Raw genomic sequence first — 16849 nt, 5'->3', positions numbered from 1 at the left:
CTTTCTTGGAAAACAACATATAATAGGTGTAACTTATATATGAGTATATGCTCATATATATAAAATAAATACAATACTCATTGATACGCTTTGAAGAGGGAACCCTAAATCGGAAGGTAAGGTGAGACTAGTGAAACAGGAATACGTTCTGGACGGTTTGGATTGCAGCAATTGTGCCCAAAAAATCGAAAATGGAGTCAAAGGCATAAAAGGCATTGACGGATGCGCGGTAAATTTTGCGGCAAGCACCTTAACTGTCTCAGCCGATGGGAAAGAAGAGCAATGGGTCACGAATAAAGTAGAGAAAAAAGTGAAATCAATTGATCCGCATGTAACGGTTCGCCAAAAGCATATAAAGAAATCAGCTGATGATGGCTATCGTAATAGAATGGTCAATATGCTGATCAGAATGGCGGCGGCTGTCATTCTCGGCGCAGCGGCATATTTGGTTCATTCGGGAACCATTGAATTTTTCCTTTTCCTCGGTGCTTATTTGATTATCGGCGGTGACATTATAATCCGCGCAGTCAAAAACATCATCCGCGGTCAGGTGTTTGATGAGCATTTCTTAATGGCTCTTGCCACAATCGGCGCTTTTCTGATTCAGCAATACCCTGAGGGGGTCGCCGTTATGCTGTTTTATCAAATCGGTGAGCTTTTTCAAGGAGCCGCGGTCAGCCGTTCCAGAAAATCAATTAGTGCGTTAATGGACATACGGCCTGATTACGCCAATCTCAAAACAAAGAACGGCATCGAACAGGTTTCCCCGGAGGACGTTCAGACAGGAGACATCATTGTGGTTAATCCGGGAGAAAGCATACCCCTGGACGGTAAGGTCGTGCAAGGGTCAGCGATGGTTGATACATCTGCTTTAACAGGTGAGTCCGTTCCGAGAAAAGCTGCGGAAGGACAAGATGTAATGTCAGGCTTTATCAATCAAAACGGCGTTCTGCATATTGAAGTCACAAAGGGCTATCAGGAATCAGCAGTATCAAAAATATTAGACTTGGTTCAGAATGCGAGCAGCCGTAAAGCCCGGACAGAAAACTTTATCACGAAGTTTGCCAAGTATTATACACCTGCTGTTGTGATCATTGCGGTATTGCTGGCCTTTGTTCCGCCGCTTGTTCTTTCTGGCGCCGCGCTTTCCGATTGGGTGTACCGCGCGCTTATCTTTTTAGTGATTTCTTGTCCTTGTGCGCTTGTTGTCTCTATTCCGCTCGGTTTCTTCGGCGGAATCGGAGCGGCCTCAAAGGCCGGAGTGCTTGTAAAGGGAAGCAATTATTTAGAAGCCTTGAATCAAGTCAAATACGCGGTGTTTGATAAAACGGGAACACTAACAAAAGGCAGCTTTGAAGTGACAGAAATCAAACCTGCGGAAGGTTTTACAAAGGATAGATTACTTGAAGCGGCGGCATACGCTGAGCTTCATTCACAGCATCCGATTGCTGAATCTGTGCGTAAAGCTTACGGGAAAATGCTTTCCTCCGATGAGATAGAGTCATACGAAGAAATCCCCGGCCACGGCATTTTTGCAAAGGTAAATGGAACTGAGATCCTTGCCGGGAATAAAAAGCTCATGGAAAGAGAACAAATTGAGGATGTCCCGGATGAAAATGCTGGAACAATCGTACACGTTGCTGTTGATCAACGCTATGCCGGAGCAATCATCATAGCGGATGAAGTAAAGGAAGACGCAGCACAGGCGGTTGCTGATCTGAAGTCGCTTGGGATCAAACAGACAGCTATGCTGACGGGTGATTCGAAACAAACGGGAGAAGCCGTCGGAAAACAGCTTGGGATTGGTGAGGTATATGCAGAGCTGCTGCCGCAAGATAAAGTCGCGCAGGTCGAAGCATTAGAAGCTAAGCTTTTGCCTAGTGAAAAACTCATTTTTGTCGGTGACGGCATCAATGATACGCCGGTGCTTGCACGCGCAGATATAGGGGTTGCGATGGGAGGCCTTGGGTCAGACGCCGCGGTAGAAGCCGCAGACATCGTGCTGATGACAGATCAGCCGTCAAAAATAGCAGAAGCGATTCGGATTGCGAAACGGACACGGCGAATCGTGTGGCAAAACATCGGCTTTGCTTTAGGTGTGAAAGCGATCTTTCTCATTCTTGGAGCATTTGGAATTGCAACCATGTGGGAAGCGGTTTTCTCAGATGTCGGTGTTACACTGCTCGCTGTGGCAAACGCTATGCGCGTCATGCGTCTCAAAAACAAATAAATTGTCGGAGAGAATTCATTTTTTCGGGGTTTTCTTATCGGCGCTTGTCTTGTTAAAATAAAGAAGTGGATCAATTGCGATCCGCTTCTTTTTTAATTTTAAAACGATGAGGTGTCGGAGTGAAAAAGAAACAGCAGTCTTCTGCGAAATTCGCGGTCATCCTTACGGTTGTGGTTGTTGTATTGCTAGCAGCCATTGTCATCATTAATAACAAAACGGAACAAGGCAATGATGCGGTGTCCGGACAGCCGTCTATCAAAGGGCAGCCTGTGCTTGGCAAGGACGATGCACCGGTAACTGTAGTAGAATTCGGAGATTACAAATGTCCGTCTTGCAAGGTGTTTAACAGTGACATCTTTCCAAAAATACAAAAAGACTTTATTGATAAGGGCGATGTGAAATTTTCTTTCGTGAACGTCATGTTCCATGGAAAAGGTTCAAGATTAGCGGCTCTTGCATCTGAAGAAGTATGGAAGGAAGACCCTGACTCTTTCTGGGATTTCCATGAAAAGCTGTTCGAAAAACAGCCGGATACGGAACAGGAATGGGTAACCCCAGGCCTCCTTGGTGATCTTGCAAAAAACACCACAAAGATAAAACCTGAGACACTCAAGGAAAATCTTGATAAGGAAACATTCGCTTCTCAAGTGGAAAAGGATTCTGACCTTAATCAAAAAATGAACATACAGGCAACACCGACGATTTACGTCAATGATAAAGTGATCAAAAATTTTGCGGATTATGATGAAATCAAAGAGACAATAGAAAAAGAGCTGAAAGGGAAGTAACGATATGAAAAATAGAATCGTATTTTTATATGCTTCCTGGGTTGTGGCTCTTATCGCTATGCTGGGCAGCCTGTATTTCAGTGAAATCAGAAAGTTTATTCCATGTGAACTGTGCTGGTACCAGCGTATCCTCATGTATCCGCTCGTCCTGATTTTAGGCATCGCCACCTTTCAAGGGGACACACGAGTGAAAAAATATGTGCTCCCGATGGCGATTATAGGGGCATTCATTTCGACCATGCATTACTTAGAGCAAAAAGTGCCCGGTTTTAGCGGCATTAAGCCATGTGTCAGCGGCGTGCCGTGCTCGGGCCAATATATTAACTGGTTTGGTTTTATTACGATTCCATTCCTGGCCCTGATTGCTTTTATCCTGATTATCATTTTTATGTGCCTGCTGAAAGGCGAAAAATCTGAATAACAAAAAAAGCGCCCGCGTATGCCGGGCGCTTTTTTAATTTCGCAAACTCATGTCCATCAGCAATAGCCGTATTCCCTCTAAATTTATCTTTTTTTCTCATAAAAATGTTATTGATTTTACGCTTGAGCGATTATAAAATCTAGAGGTCGTCAGAAAATTTAACAAACATAAAAGGGAGTCATCAGAATGGCTTGGGAGCTGCTCAGTGTGATTGGCATCATTGCGTTTGCAGTCAGCGGCGCAATTGTTGCGATGGAAGAGGAATATGATATTTTAGGAGTTTATATATTAGGGATTGTCACAGCTTTTGGAGGAGGAGCGATCCGCAATTTGCTGATCGGTGTTCCGGTGTCAGCGCTATGGGAACAGGGAGCTTACTTTCAAATCGCGCTTTTATCTATTACGATTGTGTTTCTGTTTCCGAAGCTGCTGCTGAAGCATTGGAATAAGTGGGGCAATTTATCAGATGCGATCGGCCTCGCTGCCTTTGCTATCCAAGGCGCACTGTATGCCGTCAAAATGGGCCATCCGCTTAGTGCCGTGATCGTGGCTGCGGTGCTGACGGGAAGCGGGGGCGGAATCATCCGTGACCTTCTTGCCGGGCGCAAACCGCTTGTGCTGAAGGCAGAAATTTATGCAGTCTGGGCGGCTCTCGGCGGTTTAATCGTCGGCTTGGGCTGGCTGGGGAACTCGTTCGGCTTATACGTTCTGTTTTTCGTGCTCGTTGTTTGCCGGGTTTGTTCCTATATGTTTAATTGGAAGCTGCCAAACCGTTCTTTTCGCTTAGATAGTCAGTAAAATAAAAGAAACCTCTCCATGACGGAGAGGTTTCTTTTATGGTAGCCTGCCGGGATCAAATAAAAAGTCCTTTTCGAATGCTGACCGCGCAGAGCAAAGCTATTTGAAATTAATAGGTAGCCCAAAAGGTATAGCTGATGGTTTTTTTAGTTCCTGTGTTAGTGAATTTGAATCTGTATTTTGTTTTGTAGCTTTTAGAAGCTTGTTTGTAACTTAAATTTGTAGAGCCTTTTTTTGTTGCATAAAAAGTTTTAACATTTTTCCAGCCTTTATTTGTCTTTTGTTGCAGAGTTGCTGTAATTTTCCCGCTGCCTGATCCGTTTGCTGTCATGTTGGCCCAAGTTCCTTGTCCTGGATAATAAATATGAAAAGTTGGCGAGTAAGTATAGTTTTTAAATGAGCCCGAATGATAATGAGTACTCCATATTTGACCTTTTTTAACCCAATCTTTAGCTTCCGCTTTGTTGTTTACTAGGTCAATAGCCGTAAAACTTGTTACGGCTACGACGAATGCCAGCAACATCATAGATAGCTTTTTCTTCACTGAGTATTTCCTCCTAACTAATTCTGGTTCTTTCTTCATGTTCATATCATAAACCGAGAGAAATAATGTAACATCGTCCTATTCTCCCAAATGAAAAACTTTAATTTGTTGAAATATGTCGAAATTGGATGAAAAATGACTATTTTACTGCGACTATAGATACGATAGCAAGGATGTAGTCGCTTTATGGAAGATGACAATAATAAGTTTAGTCATTCTTCACGTTAGATGAACAGACAAACACGGTAAAGCTCTGCGGTGTTTTTAAAATGAAAAAGATATATTATATCGAAGATTGAAAGGAATAAGGAATCGATACTGATGAAAGAGAAGATTCGCAGCCTAAGAAAAGCACGTCCAACAGTGATCAATGTGAAATCATAAGAGAAAAAACCGATTTCGAGTTGAAATCGGTTTTTTCTGCATATAAATAACCCAAACCTTGATTGGTATTGGGTGAATGTGCTAAGATAAATTGTATTTGCCAGTTTTCCTCATATATTTAATATACGTATCCAATTATATTTTACAGTGTTTCATCTATGTTTGTCAACTATTTTCTGGAGGTGCCGTTCATGAATCAGCAGGATAAGGAATGGAAGGAAGAGCAGTCGAGAATAGATGAGGTGCTGCAGGAGCTCGAAAAAAAAGAGCGGTTTCTGGAAACGTCTGCGGGCGGGTTGAAGCATGATATCATCGGATTAAGAAAAAGCTTTTGGGAGGATGTTAAGGTTAATTTTGATGATGCCCATGAAGCGATTGAAACGATGGCAAGCATTAAGCAGCAGGCAGAGCTCCTGTCTGATCGGGAACACAATCATCGGCGCATGGATCAGCAGCTCAAACGAATTCATCAATTAAAAAAATCGCCTTATTTCGGCCGGATTGATTTTATTGAAAACGGCGAGGAGCAGGCAGAGCGAATTTATATCGGTTTAGCTTCCTGTTTGGATGAGAAGGAGGAACACTTTCTGATTTATGACTGGAGGGCGCCGATATCAAGTTTGTACTACAATTATTCCCCAGGAAAAGCGGAGTACGAGGTGCCCGGTGAAACGATAGAAGGAGAAATGGTGCTGAAACGCCAGTTTATGATCAAAAACGGCACTCTCAAGGCGATGTTTAATACCGATATGACGATTGGCGATGAAATGCTGCAAGAGGTATTAAGCCATCACTCCGATACCCAAATGAAAAACATCGTGTCTACGATTCAGAAAGAACAAAATCAGATTATCCGTAATGAAAAAAGCAAGATCCTGATCGTGCAGGGAGCGGCTGGCAGCGGGAAAACATCGGCTGCGCTTCAGCGTGTCGCTTATTTGTTATACAGGCACCGCGGCGTCATTGATGCCGGACAAATCGTTTTGTTTTCTCCCAACTTCTTATTTAACAGCTATGTATCCTCTGTTTTGCCTGAGTTAGGAGAAGAGAATATGGAGCAGGCGACGTTTCAGGAATATATCGAGCATCGTCTTGGCCGCAAGTTCAAATGTGAAAGCGCCTTTGATCAGCTCGAATATTGCCTGACCGAAACTAAGGAAGGCGATTTTCCAACAAGGCTTGCGGGAATCACATGGAAGGCGGGTTTATCCTTTCAGCAATTCATTAATGAATACGTCACACGGCTTTCCTCTGAAGGGGTGATTTTTAAAAATATCATATTCCGCGGACAAAAGCTGATCACAAAGGAGCAAATTCAATCCTATTTTTACTCATTGGATCAAAATCACTCCATTCCGAATCGGATGGAGCAAACCGCGAAGTGGCTGCTGAGTGAGCTTAACAAGCTTGAGAAAAAGGAACGGCGAAAGGATTGGGTTGTTCATGAAGCTGAGCTGCTTGACAAAGAGGACTACTTGGACGTGTACAAAAAACTGCAGGAAAGGAAACGGTTCAGCGAGAGTACGTTTAACGATTATCAAAGAGAGCAGCAGCTGCTTGCCGCCATCATTGTGAAAAAAGCTTTCAAACCGCTCAAACAGGCGGTCAGACTCCTTGCATTTCTTGATGTTACACAACTTTATTTGCAATTGTTTTCTGGCTGGGGAGGAAAATTTCAGCATGAGAAGATGGACGCGATAGGTGAGCTGACCAGTTCGGCATTTACGGATAATAAATTGCTCTATGAGGACGCAGCACCGTTTCTTTATATGCAGGATCTGATTGAGGGCAGAAAGAAAAATACGAAAATCAAACATCTATTTATTGACGAAGCCCAGGACTATTCACCGTTTCAGATGGTTTACATGAGAAGCATTTTTCCGGCTGCCAGCATGACAGTGCTCGGTGATATCAATCAGTCCATCTACGCGCATACCATACACGGGGATCAGCGTATGGATGCGTGCTTTGAGGATGAGCCTGCTGAGTATGTTCGTTTAAAGAGAACATACAGATCAACAAGGCAGATTGTCGAGTTTACCAAAGCGATGCTTCAAGATGGAGCGGATATTGAGCCGTTTAATAGAAGCGGGGAAATGCCGCTCGTTGTCAAAACTGAAGGACATGAGAGCCTTTGCCAAAAGCTCGCGCAAGAAATTGGCCGGCTCAAGAAAAAAGGGCACGAAACAATAGCCGTCATCTGCAAGACTGCGCAGCAATGCATACAGGCGCACGCCCACATGAGTGAATATACAGATGTTCGCCTGATTCATAAAGAAAATCAACCATTCCAAAAGGGTGTTTGCGTGATTCCGGTGTATTTAGCAAAGGGAATTGAATTTGACGCAGTGCTTGTCTATGATGCATCTGAAGAACACTATCATACAGAGCACGACCGCAGGCTTTTATATACTGCGTGCACCCGTGCGATGCACATGCTGGCGGTATTTTATACAGGTGAAGCCAGTCCATTTGTAACCGCTGTGCCGCCTCACTTATATCAGATTGCTGAATGAAGAGAAGGGAGTCCTTCTCTTTTTTCTATTTACATGAAGCATAGCCGTTTTATCATTAGGATTCTTAATAGTTATCATCATGTAAATATATTTTACTTAAGCCTAGTATTCCGGTAAAGTTCAATTAGATGCAATTTTCGATCAGTTTATAACTTTGTGAGGTGGATACGTTGCAACTTCAGGTAATGAACAGTCCGTTTAATCAGGAGCAGGCAGAGCTCCTTAACCGCCTTCTGCCGACCTTGACCGAATCCCAGAAAATCTGGCTGAGCGGATATTTATCCGCTCAATCTGTTTCCGCCCAAGAAACGGCGGGTGCGCCGGCGGCAGCTGTGTCTGCGGCAGCGGCGGCACCAGCCGTTTCAAAAGAAGTGACCGTTCTTTATGGTTCACAGACGGGAAACGCACAGGGGCTTGCAGAAAATGCCGGCAAGCAGCTTGAACAGAGCGGTTTTCAAGTGACCGTCTCATCCATGAGCGATTTTAAGCCGAATCAGCTGAAGAAGGTAACCAATCTTTTAATCGTCGTCAGTACGCATGGAGAAGGTGAGCCGCCTGATAACGCGCTGTCGTTTCACGAATTTCTGCACGGAAGACGGGCGCCTAAGCTTGAAGATCTGCGCTTTTCCGTTTTGGCGCTTGGTGACAGTTCGTACGAATTTTTCTGCCAGACAGGGAAAGAATTTGATCAGCGCTTAGAAGAACTCGGCGGAAAACGGATTTCTCCGCGCGTTGATTGCGATCTTGACTATGATGAACCGGCAGCCGAATGGCTTGAGGGTGTATTGAAGGGATTAAATGAAGCTGGGGGCGGAAGCGCCGCGCCTGCGCCGGCGGCTGCGTCTCAAACCGGTGAGTCTTCGTATTCCAGAACAAACCCGTTTCGGGCTGAAGTATTAGAAAATTTAAATTTAAACGGCAGAGGATCAAATAAAGAAACACGCCATGTGGAGCTGTCTCTTGAAGGATCTGGCCTGACTTACGAGCCTGGTGACAGCCTCGGCGTCTATCCGGAAAACGATCCGGAACTTGTCGAGCTGCTCCTTAAGGAAATGAATTGGGACCCGGAAGAAATTGTGACGCTTAATAAGCAAGGTGATGTCCGTCCGCTGAAAGAAGCGCTGATTTCTCACTATGAGATTACCGTTCTCACAAAACCGCTTCTTGAACAGGCAGCCCAGCTGACAGGGAACGATGAGCTTAGAGAGCTTTTAGCCCCGGGAAATGAGGAGAATGTAAAAGCCTATATTGAAGGGCGCGATTTGCTTGATCTCGTCCGTGACTATGGCCCATTTAGTGTATCTGCGCAGGAGTTTGTCTCGATTTTGCGAAAAATGCCTGCCCGCCTTTATTCGATTGCAAGCAGTTTATCCGCAAATCCGGATGAAGTGCATTTAACAATCGGCGCAGTCCGCTACGATGCGCACGGCCGTGAACGAAAAGGCGTCTGCTCGATTTTGTGCGCGGAACGTCTGCAGCCGGGAGACACACTGCCGGTTTATGTACAGCACAATCAAAACTTTAAGCTTCCGAAAGACCCTGAAACACCGATTATCATGGTGGGCCCTGGGACAGGCGTCGCACCTTTCCGTTCCTTTATGCAGGAGCGTGAGGAGACGGGAGCGGAAGGAAAGGCATGGATGTTCTTTGGCGATCAGCACTTTGTCACGGATTTCCTTTACCAGACAGAGTGGCAGAATTGGCTCAAAGACGGTGTGCTGACAAAAATGGATGTGGCGTTCTCACGTGATACGGAAGAAAAAGTATATGTGCAGCACCGCATGCTTGAACATAGCGCAGAATTGTTTGAATGGCTTCAAGAAGGAGCGGCTGTTTACATTTGCGGAGATGAAAAGCATATGGCGCATGACGTCCATCACACATTGCTTGAAATTATCGAAAAAGAAGGCAATATGAGCCGCGAAGAAGCGGAGGCTTATCTTGCCGATATGCAGCAGCAAAAACGCTATCAGCGTGATGTATACTGATCTGATTTGAAAGGAGTTTTTCAACATGGTGACCAAAATTCTAAAAGCACCGGACGGCTCTCCAAGTGATGTTGAACGCATTAAAAAAGAAAGTGATTATTTGCGCGGCACGCTGAAAGAAGTGATGCTCGATCGAATCAGTGCCGGAATTCCGGATGATGACAACCGCCTGATGAAACACCACGGCAGTTATTTGCAGGATGACCGTGACCTCCGAAATGAACGCCAAAAGCAGAAGCTTGAGCCCGCATATCAGTTCATGCTGCGCGTGCGTATGCCAGGGGGCGTCTCAACGCCTGAACAATGGCTTGTCATGGATGACCTGTCCCAGAAATACGGGAACGGCACATTAAAATTGACGACACGTGAAACGTTCCAAATGCACGGGATTCTGAAATGGAACATGAAGAAAACCATTCAGACGATCCACTCAGCACTTTTGGATACGATCGCAGCCTGCGGAGACGTAAACCGTAACGTCATGTGTGCATCAAACCCTTATCAATCTGAAATCCACTCAGAGGTATACGAGTGGTCTAAAAAATTAAGTGATGATCTGCTGCCGCGGACGAGAGCATATCATGAAATTTGGCTTGATGAAGAAAGAGTTGCCGGCACGCCGGAGGAAGAAGTCGAGCCAATGTACGGACCGCTCTATCTGCCGCGGAAGTTTAAAATCGGTATTGCCGTTCCGCCGTCTAATGATATTGACGTCTTTTCACAAGATCTCGGATTCATTGCGATTGTCGAGGATGGCAAGCTGATCGGTTTTAACGTGGCGATCGGCGGCGGTATGGGAATGACGCATGGCGATACTGCGACATATCCGCAATTAGCCAAGGTCATCGGATTCTGCCGGCCCGATCAAATGTATGACGTTGCTGAAAAAACGATTACGATTCAGCGTGATTACGGCAACCGTTCTGTCCGTAAAAATGCGCGGTTCAAATACACAGTTGACCGCCTAGGTTTAGAAAACGTAAAAGAAGAATTGGAAAACCGTCTCGGCTGGAGCCTGGAAGAAGCGAAGCCTTATCATTTCGATCATAACGGCGACCGCTACGGCTGGGTGGAAGGCATCGAGGATAAATGGCATTTCACGCTGTTTGTCGAAGGCGGCCGTATAACGGATTACGATGATTATAAGCTGATGACAGGCTTGCGGGAAATTGCCAAAGTTCATACAGGCGAGTTCCGGCTGACAGCCAATCAGAACTTAATGATTGCGAACGTTTCAAGCGATAAAAAAGAAGAAATCAGTGCTTTAATTGAACAATACGGACTAACTGACGGCAAGCACTATTCAGCGCTTCGCCGCAGCTCGATGGCGTGCGTCGCTCTTCCGACCTGCGGATTGGCAATGGCTGAAGCAGAACGTTATTTGCCGACCCTGTTAGATAAGATTGAAGAGATTATTGACGAAAACGGCCTTCGTGATCAGGAAATCACCATTCGCATGACAGGTTGTCCGAACGGCTGTGCACGTCATGCACTCGGTGAGATCGGATTTATCGGAAAGGCGCCGGGCAAATATAATATGTATCTTGGCGCTGCGTTTGACGGAAGCCGTTTAAGCAAAATGTACCGTGAAAACATCGGTGAAGCAGACATTTTAAGCGAGCTGCGCATCCTTCTTTCCCGCTATGCGAAAGAACGTGAAGAAGGCGAGCATTTCGGTGACTTTGTCATCCGCGCGGGCATTATCAAAGCAACAACTGACGGTACGAATTTTCATGATTGAGAAAGAAAGACGAGAGACAGGGAGTAGCTTCCTGTCTCTTTTTTCTGTAATTTGCTCTGCTGCAAAAAAGTTCACTGTGAGCATATCATGAGAAAAAATACCCTAAAAAGGGTACTATAAAAGAAGACAAGTGTGGAGAGAACTCCTGCGAAACCACATAGCGGATGCAAGGCCACCCTAGCTCAAGGGCCTTTAGACAAACAGATTTTTTGGCTCATCATGCCGACACACAACAGACGAAGGAGGTCATGCATTTGGACATATTTTTAGTTGTGCTCGTATTATTAACGATTATTGCGATTTCTAATATCGTGAACCGGTTTATTCCGTTTATTCCGGTGCCGCTGATTCAAGTGGCTCTTGGGATTCTTGCCGCCTCATTTCCACAGGGACTTCATTTTGAATTAAACACCGAATTGTTTTTTGTTCTGTTTATCGCCCCTCTGCTATTTAATGATGGAAAGAGGACACCGCGGGCAGAGCTTTGGAATTTAAGGGCTCCGATTTTATTGCTTGCACTCGGCCTTGTATTTGCGACTGTGATTGTAGGCGGCTACACGATTCACTGGATGATTCCTGCTATTCCGCTGGCAGCGGCCTTTGGACTTGCGGCCATTCTTTCACCGACTGATGTCGTCGCTGTCAGCGCATTATCAGGAAGAGTGAAAATGCCAAAAGGGATTCTTCGCCTGCTGGAAGGTGAGGGGCTGATGAATGACGCATCAGGTCTGGTGGCCTTTAAGTTTGCGATTGCGGCGGCAGTGACTGGTGCATTTTCATTAGCACAAGCGGCTGTCAGCTTTGTCTTTATTTCTCTCGGAGGCTTGCTGTGCGGGGTTGTCATTTCATTTTTGATTATTCGCTTTCGCCTATTTCTGCGCCGCCTTGGCATGCAGGATGTCACGATGCATATGCTGATTCAAATTCTGACGCCGTTTGTGATTTATTTGGCAGCTGAAGAAATCGGCGTTTCGGGCATTTTAGCTGTTGTAGCTGGCGGTATTACCCATGCGGTTGAACAGGATCGTCTGGAATCTACGATGATCAAGCTGCAAATCGTCTCCTCAAGTACGTGGAACATTATTTTATTTATTTTGAACGGCCTGGTCTTCGTTATTCTCGGCACGCAAATCCCTGATGTTATTTCTGTTATCTTTAACGACACTGCCATCAGCAACATGAAGGTGATCGGCTATATCCTAGTCATCACATTTACGTTAATGCTCCTCAGATTCCTGTGGGTGCTGTTCTTCTGGAACGGCAAATGGTTCTTTAATAAAGATCAGAACATCTATAAACCGGGTCTTCGTTCGACGCTGTTAATTTCGATTTCCGGTGTGCGTGGAGCAGTAACGCTTGCGGGTTCTTTTTCTATTCCGTATTTCCTGGAGGACGGCACGCCGTTTCCGGAAAGAAATCTGATTCTCTTTTTAGCAGCCGGCGTTATTTTATGCACGCTTGTCATTGCCACCGTTGTGCTGCCAATTCTGACTGAAAAAGAAGAAGAGGACGAGGAACGAAACAAGAAGCTGCTGACGGCGAGACGCAAGTTGATCAAAACAGCCCTTCAAACGATTAAAGAGGACATGAATGAGACAAACAAAACGGCCTCTCTTGCGGTGATAGCTGAATACAATGAGAAAATGAAAAATCTTCGTTTTCAGCAGTATACATCATCTAATCGCATTAAGAAGCACGAGCGAAAAGTCCGTGCGCAGGGGGTTAAGGCTGAGCAAGAGGCGCTGATGAAAATGCTGGAGCGGGGAGACATCCCGGAAGAAACAGCAAATGTGCTGCAAGAACGATTTAACGAGTTGGAAATTTTGTATGCGAACCCGTTTAAAGTTGGATTATCAAAAACAAGGCTCAAGAGGCTGATGTATTGGATTTTCTTCGGTGAACATAAAAAGCCGGAGATGTCGATTTTAAATGAAGCGGGATTGATACGGGCAACAAGAGTGAAAACGGCAAAAGCAGCGATAGAATATCTGGAAAAACATAAGACGGAAGAACATAAAGAAGTATTTTTATCTGTCATTTCGTTCTATAAACAGTTAATTTTCAGGCTGGAGCACAGCCATCATGAGCTGAAATCAAGCGCCCATTTTGAAAATCAGAAGCTGGAAGTAAAGCTGAAGGCTGTGCAGGCGATCAGAAATGAAATTCAAACGCTCTTCGAAGAGAGGGAAATTTCCCGGGACATTTCCCATGAGCTTCGCCAATACATTAATGATGTCGAAGCCGCCATGCTTGAAGGCGGCGAATAAATGCAGCAAAAAAGCTGGCGTTAGAGCGCCAGCTTTTTTCTATATTAAGGGCGATGAAATGCGACAGTGCTGCCATCCCGGTCGAACCAGCCTCTGAAGGCCCAGTTGATCCAGCCGCCATCGCCTTTGTTTGTAAAGGTTCCATCTTCAAATACCCAAATGCCATACGTAATGCCGTCGTAAACGGCTGAGCCGTAAAATTGCACACCGTTCAAATGATCTTCATATTCCTGGCTTAAATTAAAGACCATGACATTATATTTTTGGCCGGATGCGTAGAAGGAAGACTCCATGAGGTTTTTCACAAAGCCATCCCTGTTCTGTGCGGATTTGATGGCATCAGCGATCTGGTTGGCAATTCCAAGTACATCCAGATTGACGTTTAAACCTACATCAGCGGCAGTTGTTCCAGCAGCAGTTGTCTGCGACATCTTCGGAGCAGGATTTTCTTCAGCGGAAGCAAAGGACAAAGGGGCAATTGTCAAAGCGGCACCAAGAGCAAGTGTCATTGGGATACGAATACGTTTCAAGTTGTTTCCTCCTTTGTTTTCATTTGGTTACACTACACGCATACCCTGCTCAATGTATTTGTAATCTCAATATTGTTAAAATAGGAAAAAAATAGTGTTTGGATTTGCCTGTGCTGTGAAAAAAGAAGCAAAAAGAGGGTCTTAAGCGTATTATTGGTATCGGCTGAGAGGAATGTGAGATAATATAGACGCTTACATTTCAGTGAAAGGGTGGATTTTCAAGTGCCAACAAGTTTAAAAGATACTGTAAAGTTACATAACGGAGTTGAAATGCCTTGGTTCGGTCTGGGTGTTTTTAAAGTAGAAAATGGTAATGAAGCGACTGAATCAGTGAAAGCGGCAATTAAAAATGGCTATCGCAGCATTGATACAGCAGCGATCTACAAAAATGAAGAAGGCGTTGGCATCGGGATTAAAGAATCCGGTGTGGCAAGAGAAGAGCTCTTCATCACATCAAAAGTGTGGAATGAAGATCAAGGCTACGAAACAACGCTTGCTGCCTTTGAAAAGAGTCTGGAAAGATTGCAGCTTGATTACTTAGATTTATATTTGATCCACTGGCCTGGCAAAGATAAATATAAAGATACATGGCGCGCGCTTGAAAAGCTGTACAAAGACGGCAAAATCCGCGCGATCGGCGTCAGCAACTTCCAAGTTCATCATTTAGAAGAGCTGTTGAAAGATGCTGAAATCAAACCGATGGTGAACCAAGTTGAGTTTCACCCTCGCTTGACGCAAAAAGAATTAAGAGATTACTGCAAAGCGCAAGGCATTCAGCTGGAAGCGTGGTCTCCGCTCATGCAGGGACAGCTTTTGGATAACGAAGTGCTGACACAGATTGCTGAAAAACACAATAAATCTGTGGCTCAAGTGATTTTGCGCTGGGATCTGCAGCATGAAGTTGTAACCATTCCAAAATCCATTAAAGAACACCGTATCATCGAAAACGCTGATATTTTTGATTTCGAATTGTCTCAAGAAGACATGGACAAAATTGACGCATTAAATAAAGATGAGCGTGTCGGCCCAAATCCTGATGAGCTTCTGTTTTAATCAAAAAACTCCCCGTTATGGGGAGTTTTTTTAGTGCGTTTTTTTCTGTTGAATGAAAAACAGCATCAAAAAGGAAATGACAACAATACAGACGACCCACGCCCAGGCAAGGGTATTGTTGCCGGAATCCAATGCGACATATATCGCCGTCGGCAGTGTTTGCGTAACACCGGGGATGTTCCCTGCAAACATGAGTGTTGCGCCAAATTCTCCGAGCGCCCGCGCAAGGCTGAGGATGCTTCCGGTCAGTAACGAAGGATAGGCAAGCGGGACGGAGATATGGATAAACACTTTCCATCTGCTAGCGCCGTCTACCATTGCCGCACCTTGTATATCGGGATCAATGTCAGCAAATCCGGTTTTGGCTGATTGATACATAAGCGGAAAGGCTACAACAGCCGAGGCGATCACAGCGGCCCACCAGGTGAAAATGACAGGCTGCTGGAAAATCCACTCGATGGCTTGTCCGATGAAGCTGTGCTTTCCGAAAATGACGATCAAAATAAAACCGACAACAGTAGGCGGAAGAACGAGCGGAAGCATAAAACATGTTTCGAGTGCCGTTTTTCCGAAAAATGATGCCCGTGACATCCATGCTCCAGCAAGTGTTCCGAGAATAATGACAGCAATTCCGGCAACTGCCGCCACCTGAAAGGAAAGCACAACGGGTGTGAAAAATTCTGAAGCGCTTATGCTACTTGGCAGTAAAGCCATATTTCTCAAATACTTTCATTGCTTCATCAGATTGCAGGTATTCGTAAAATTGCTTCGCTTCCTTACGGTGTTTTGTATCTTTTACGATTCCTAACGGATAGACAATTGGGCTGTGTGTATCTGCTTTTGCCTCGTCAATAATGTTGACCTTTTTCGAGACCAGGGCATCTGTTTTATAAACAATACCTGCGTCTACATTGCCGGTTTCAACATAAGAAAGAACTTGGCGAACGTCTTTTCCATACACAATTTTATCCTTCACTTTGTCCCATAAAGACAGCTTTGTCAGTGATTCTTTCCCATAAGCTCCTGCCGGTACGGATTCCGGAGTGCCGAGAGCGATTTTTTCTGATTCAGCCAGATTGCTGAAGCTTGTCACAGGTGAATCTCCGTTTTTCGGTACGACCAGCACAATTTCATTACCGACTAAATCAGTGCTGTCTTTTTTTGCGATATCTCCATCATCCACCAGCTTTTTAAATTTATCCTCAGCAGCTGAGAAGAACAGATCGGCTCCTGCTCCTTGAGAAATCTGTTTTTGCAAGGCGCCGGATGAGCCATAGTTATCTTGGATGGTAATATTTTGATGTTCTTTTTCATAATTTTTTTGGATTTCCTCAAGTGCATCCTGCGCGCTGGCGGCAGCTGAGATGGTTAACGTTACTTTTTTCTCGCTGCTGTCCGTTGAAGACTGGTTTGAAGAACAGCCTGCTGCAAGCAGAAAAGCAGTTAAGGCTGCGATGAAAATAGAATACTTCTTAAACATGATTGCACCCCTTATCATTAGATATAACTAATTATAACTGATTATGTTTGGTTTATGTGGGTTTTTTTACATTCGGCGAAAAGGTATAATAAAATAGGAGAGTGATGAT

13 protein-coding genes are annotated in these 16849 nt (G+C 44.8%); 9 read left to right on the top strand and 4 right to left on the bottom strand.

Going from position 1 to position 16849, the window contains the following annotated elements:
• Positions 1 to 121 precede the first annotated feature (121 nt).
• The 4 genes from AC07VD_RS01335 (at position 122) to AC07VD_RS01320 (ending at position 4237) form a co-directional block, all read left to right on the top strand.
• Positions 122 to 2230: a heavy metal translocating P-type ATPase gene (locus AC07VD_RS01335; RefSeq protein ID WP_216995525.1), complete on the top strand. Its 2109-nt coding sequence runs from the start codon at positions 122 to 124 to the stop codon at positions 2228 to 2230.
• A 119-nt stretch (positions 2231 to 2349) separates the two neighbouring features.
• Positions 2350 to 3018 (top strand): disulfide bond formation protein BdbD, encoded by a 669-nt coding sequence (gene bdbD / locus AC07VD_RS01330; protein WP_046381334.1) that lies wholly within the window; start codon positions 2350 to 2352, stop codon positions 3016 to 3018.
• Positions 3019 to 3022: 4 nt separating this feature from the next.
• On the top strand, positions 3023 to 3439 hold the full coding sequence (locus AC07VD_RS01325) for a disulfide oxidoreductase (protein ID WP_015384637.1): 417 nt from the start codon (positions 3023 to 3025) through the stop codon (positions 3437 to 3439).
• Positions 3440 to 3625: 186 nt separating this feature from the next.
• The gene (locus AC07VD_RS01320) at positions 3626 to 4237 is read left to right on the top strand and encodes a trimeric intracellular cation channel family protein (protein ID WP_003228419.1); all 612 of its coding nucleotides are present in this window, start codon (positions 3626 to 3628) and stop codon (positions 4235 to 4237) included.
• Positions 4238 to 4346: 109 nt separating this feature from the next.
• On the opposite strand, the gene AC07VD_RS01315 is transcribed toward AC07VD_RS01320, so the two are convergent.
• On the bottom strand, positions 4347 to 4781 hold the full coding sequence (locus tag AC07VD_RS01315) for a hypothetical protein (RefSeq protein WP_144500529.1): 435 nt from the start codon (positions 4779 to 4781) through the stop codon (positions 4347 to 4349).
• 575 nt (positions 4782 to 5356) lie between these two features.
• On the opposite strand from AC07VD_RS01315, the gene helD reads away from it, so the two are divergent.
• From helD to AC07VD_RS01295, 4 genes are all read left to right on the top strand, one after another.
• Complete coding sequence (gene helD / locus AC07VD_RS01310) at positions 5357 to 7681, top strand: DNA helicase IV (protein ID WP_217017076.1); 2325 nt, start codon at positions 5357 to 5359, stop codon at positions 7679 to 7681.
• A gap of 170 nt (positions 7682 to 7851) precedes the next feature.
• Positions 7852 to 9669: an assimilatory sulfite reductase (NADPH) flavoprotein subunit gene (locus AC07VD_RS01305; protein ID WP_494721598.1), complete on the top strand. Its 1818-nt coding sequence runs from the start codon at positions 7852 to 7854 to the stop codon at positions 9667 to 9669.
• 25 nt (positions 9670 to 9694) lie between these two features.
• On the top strand, positions 9695 to 11410 hold the full coding sequence (cysI, locus tag AC07VD_RS01300; RefSeq protein ID WP_017696388.1) for an assimilatory sulfite reductase (NADPH) hemoprotein subunit: 1716 nt from the start codon (positions 9695 to 9697) through the stop codon (positions 11408 to 11410).
• A gap of 254 nt (positions 11411 to 11664) precedes the next feature.
• Positions 11665 to 13677 (top strand): Na+/H+ antiporter, encoded by a 2013-nt coding sequence (locus tag AC07VD_RS01295; protein WP_124059098.1) that lies wholly within the window; start codon positions 11665 to 11667, stop codon positions 13675 to 13677.
• A 44-nt stretch (positions 13678 to 13721) separates the two neighbouring features.
• Here AC07VD_RS01295 and yvgO read toward each other — a convergent pair whose 3' ends face one another.
• Positions 13722 to 14207, bottom strand: a complete 486-nt coding sequence (gene yvgO, locus AC07VD_RS01290) for a stress response protein YvgO (protein ID WP_014480858.1) — start codon at positions 14205 to 14207, stop codon at positions 13722 to 13724.
• 222 nt (positions 14208 to 14429) lie between these two features.
• Here yvgO and pgoN point away from each other — a divergent pair, with 222 nt between their 5' ends.
• Positions 14430 to 15260, top strand: a complete 831-nt coding sequence (gene pgoN, locus AC07VD_RS01285; RefSeq protein WP_015483687.1) for a glyoxal/methylglyoxal reductase — start codon at positions 14430 to 14432, stop codon at positions 15258 to 15260.
• A gap of 30 nt (positions 15261 to 15290) precedes the next feature.
• On the opposite strand, the gene modB is transcribed toward pgoN, so the two are convergent.
• Together modB and modA are read right to left on the bottom strand one after the other, a co-directional pair.
• On the bottom strand, positions 15291 to 15983 hold the full coding sequence (modB, locus tag AC07VD_RS01280; RefSeq protein ID WP_154217723.1) for a molybdate ABC transporter permease subunit: 693 nt from the start codon (positions 15981 to 15983) through the stop codon (positions 15291 to 15293).
• Positions 15955 to 16740, bottom strand: a complete 786-nt coding sequence (gene modA, locus AC07VD_RS01275; protein WP_494721599.1) for a molybdate ABC transporter substrate-binding protein — start codon at positions 16738 to 16740, stop codon at positions 15955 to 15957. Before modA ends, modB begins: the two co-directional genes overlap by 29 nt.
• Positions 16741 to 16849 lie beyond the last annotated feature (109 nt).

It is taken from the genome of Bacillus sp. GW821-FHT01G09 (assembly GCF_059422205.1).
The sequence above is the reverse complement of the archived record's forward strand: the minus strand, read 5'-3'. Positions and strand labels throughout refer to the sequence as shown.

What these genes read in the sequence shown, in the direction of transcription:
- AC07VD_RS01325 (WP_015384637.1), top strand. Translation starts at nt 3,023, where the DNA reads ATGAAAAATAGAATCGTATTTTTATATGCTTCCTGGGTTGTGGCTCTT.
- AC07VD_RS01320 (WP_003228419.1), top strand. Translation starts at nt 3,626, where the DNA reads ATGGCTTGGGAGCTGCTCAGTGTGATTGGCATCATTGCGTTTGCAGTC.
- helD (WP_217017076.1), top strand. Translation starts at nt 5,357, where the DNA reads ATGAATCAGCAGGATAAGGAATGGAAGGAAGAGCAGTCGAGAATAGAT.
- cysI (WP_017696388.1), top strand. Translation starts at nt 9,695, where the DNA reads ATGGTGACCAAAATTCTAAAAGCACCGGACGGCTCTCCAAGTGATGTT.
- modA (WP_494721599.1), bottom strand. Translation starts at nt 16,740, where the DNA reads ATGTTTAAGAAGTATTCTATTTTCATCGCAGCCTTAACTGCTTTTCTG.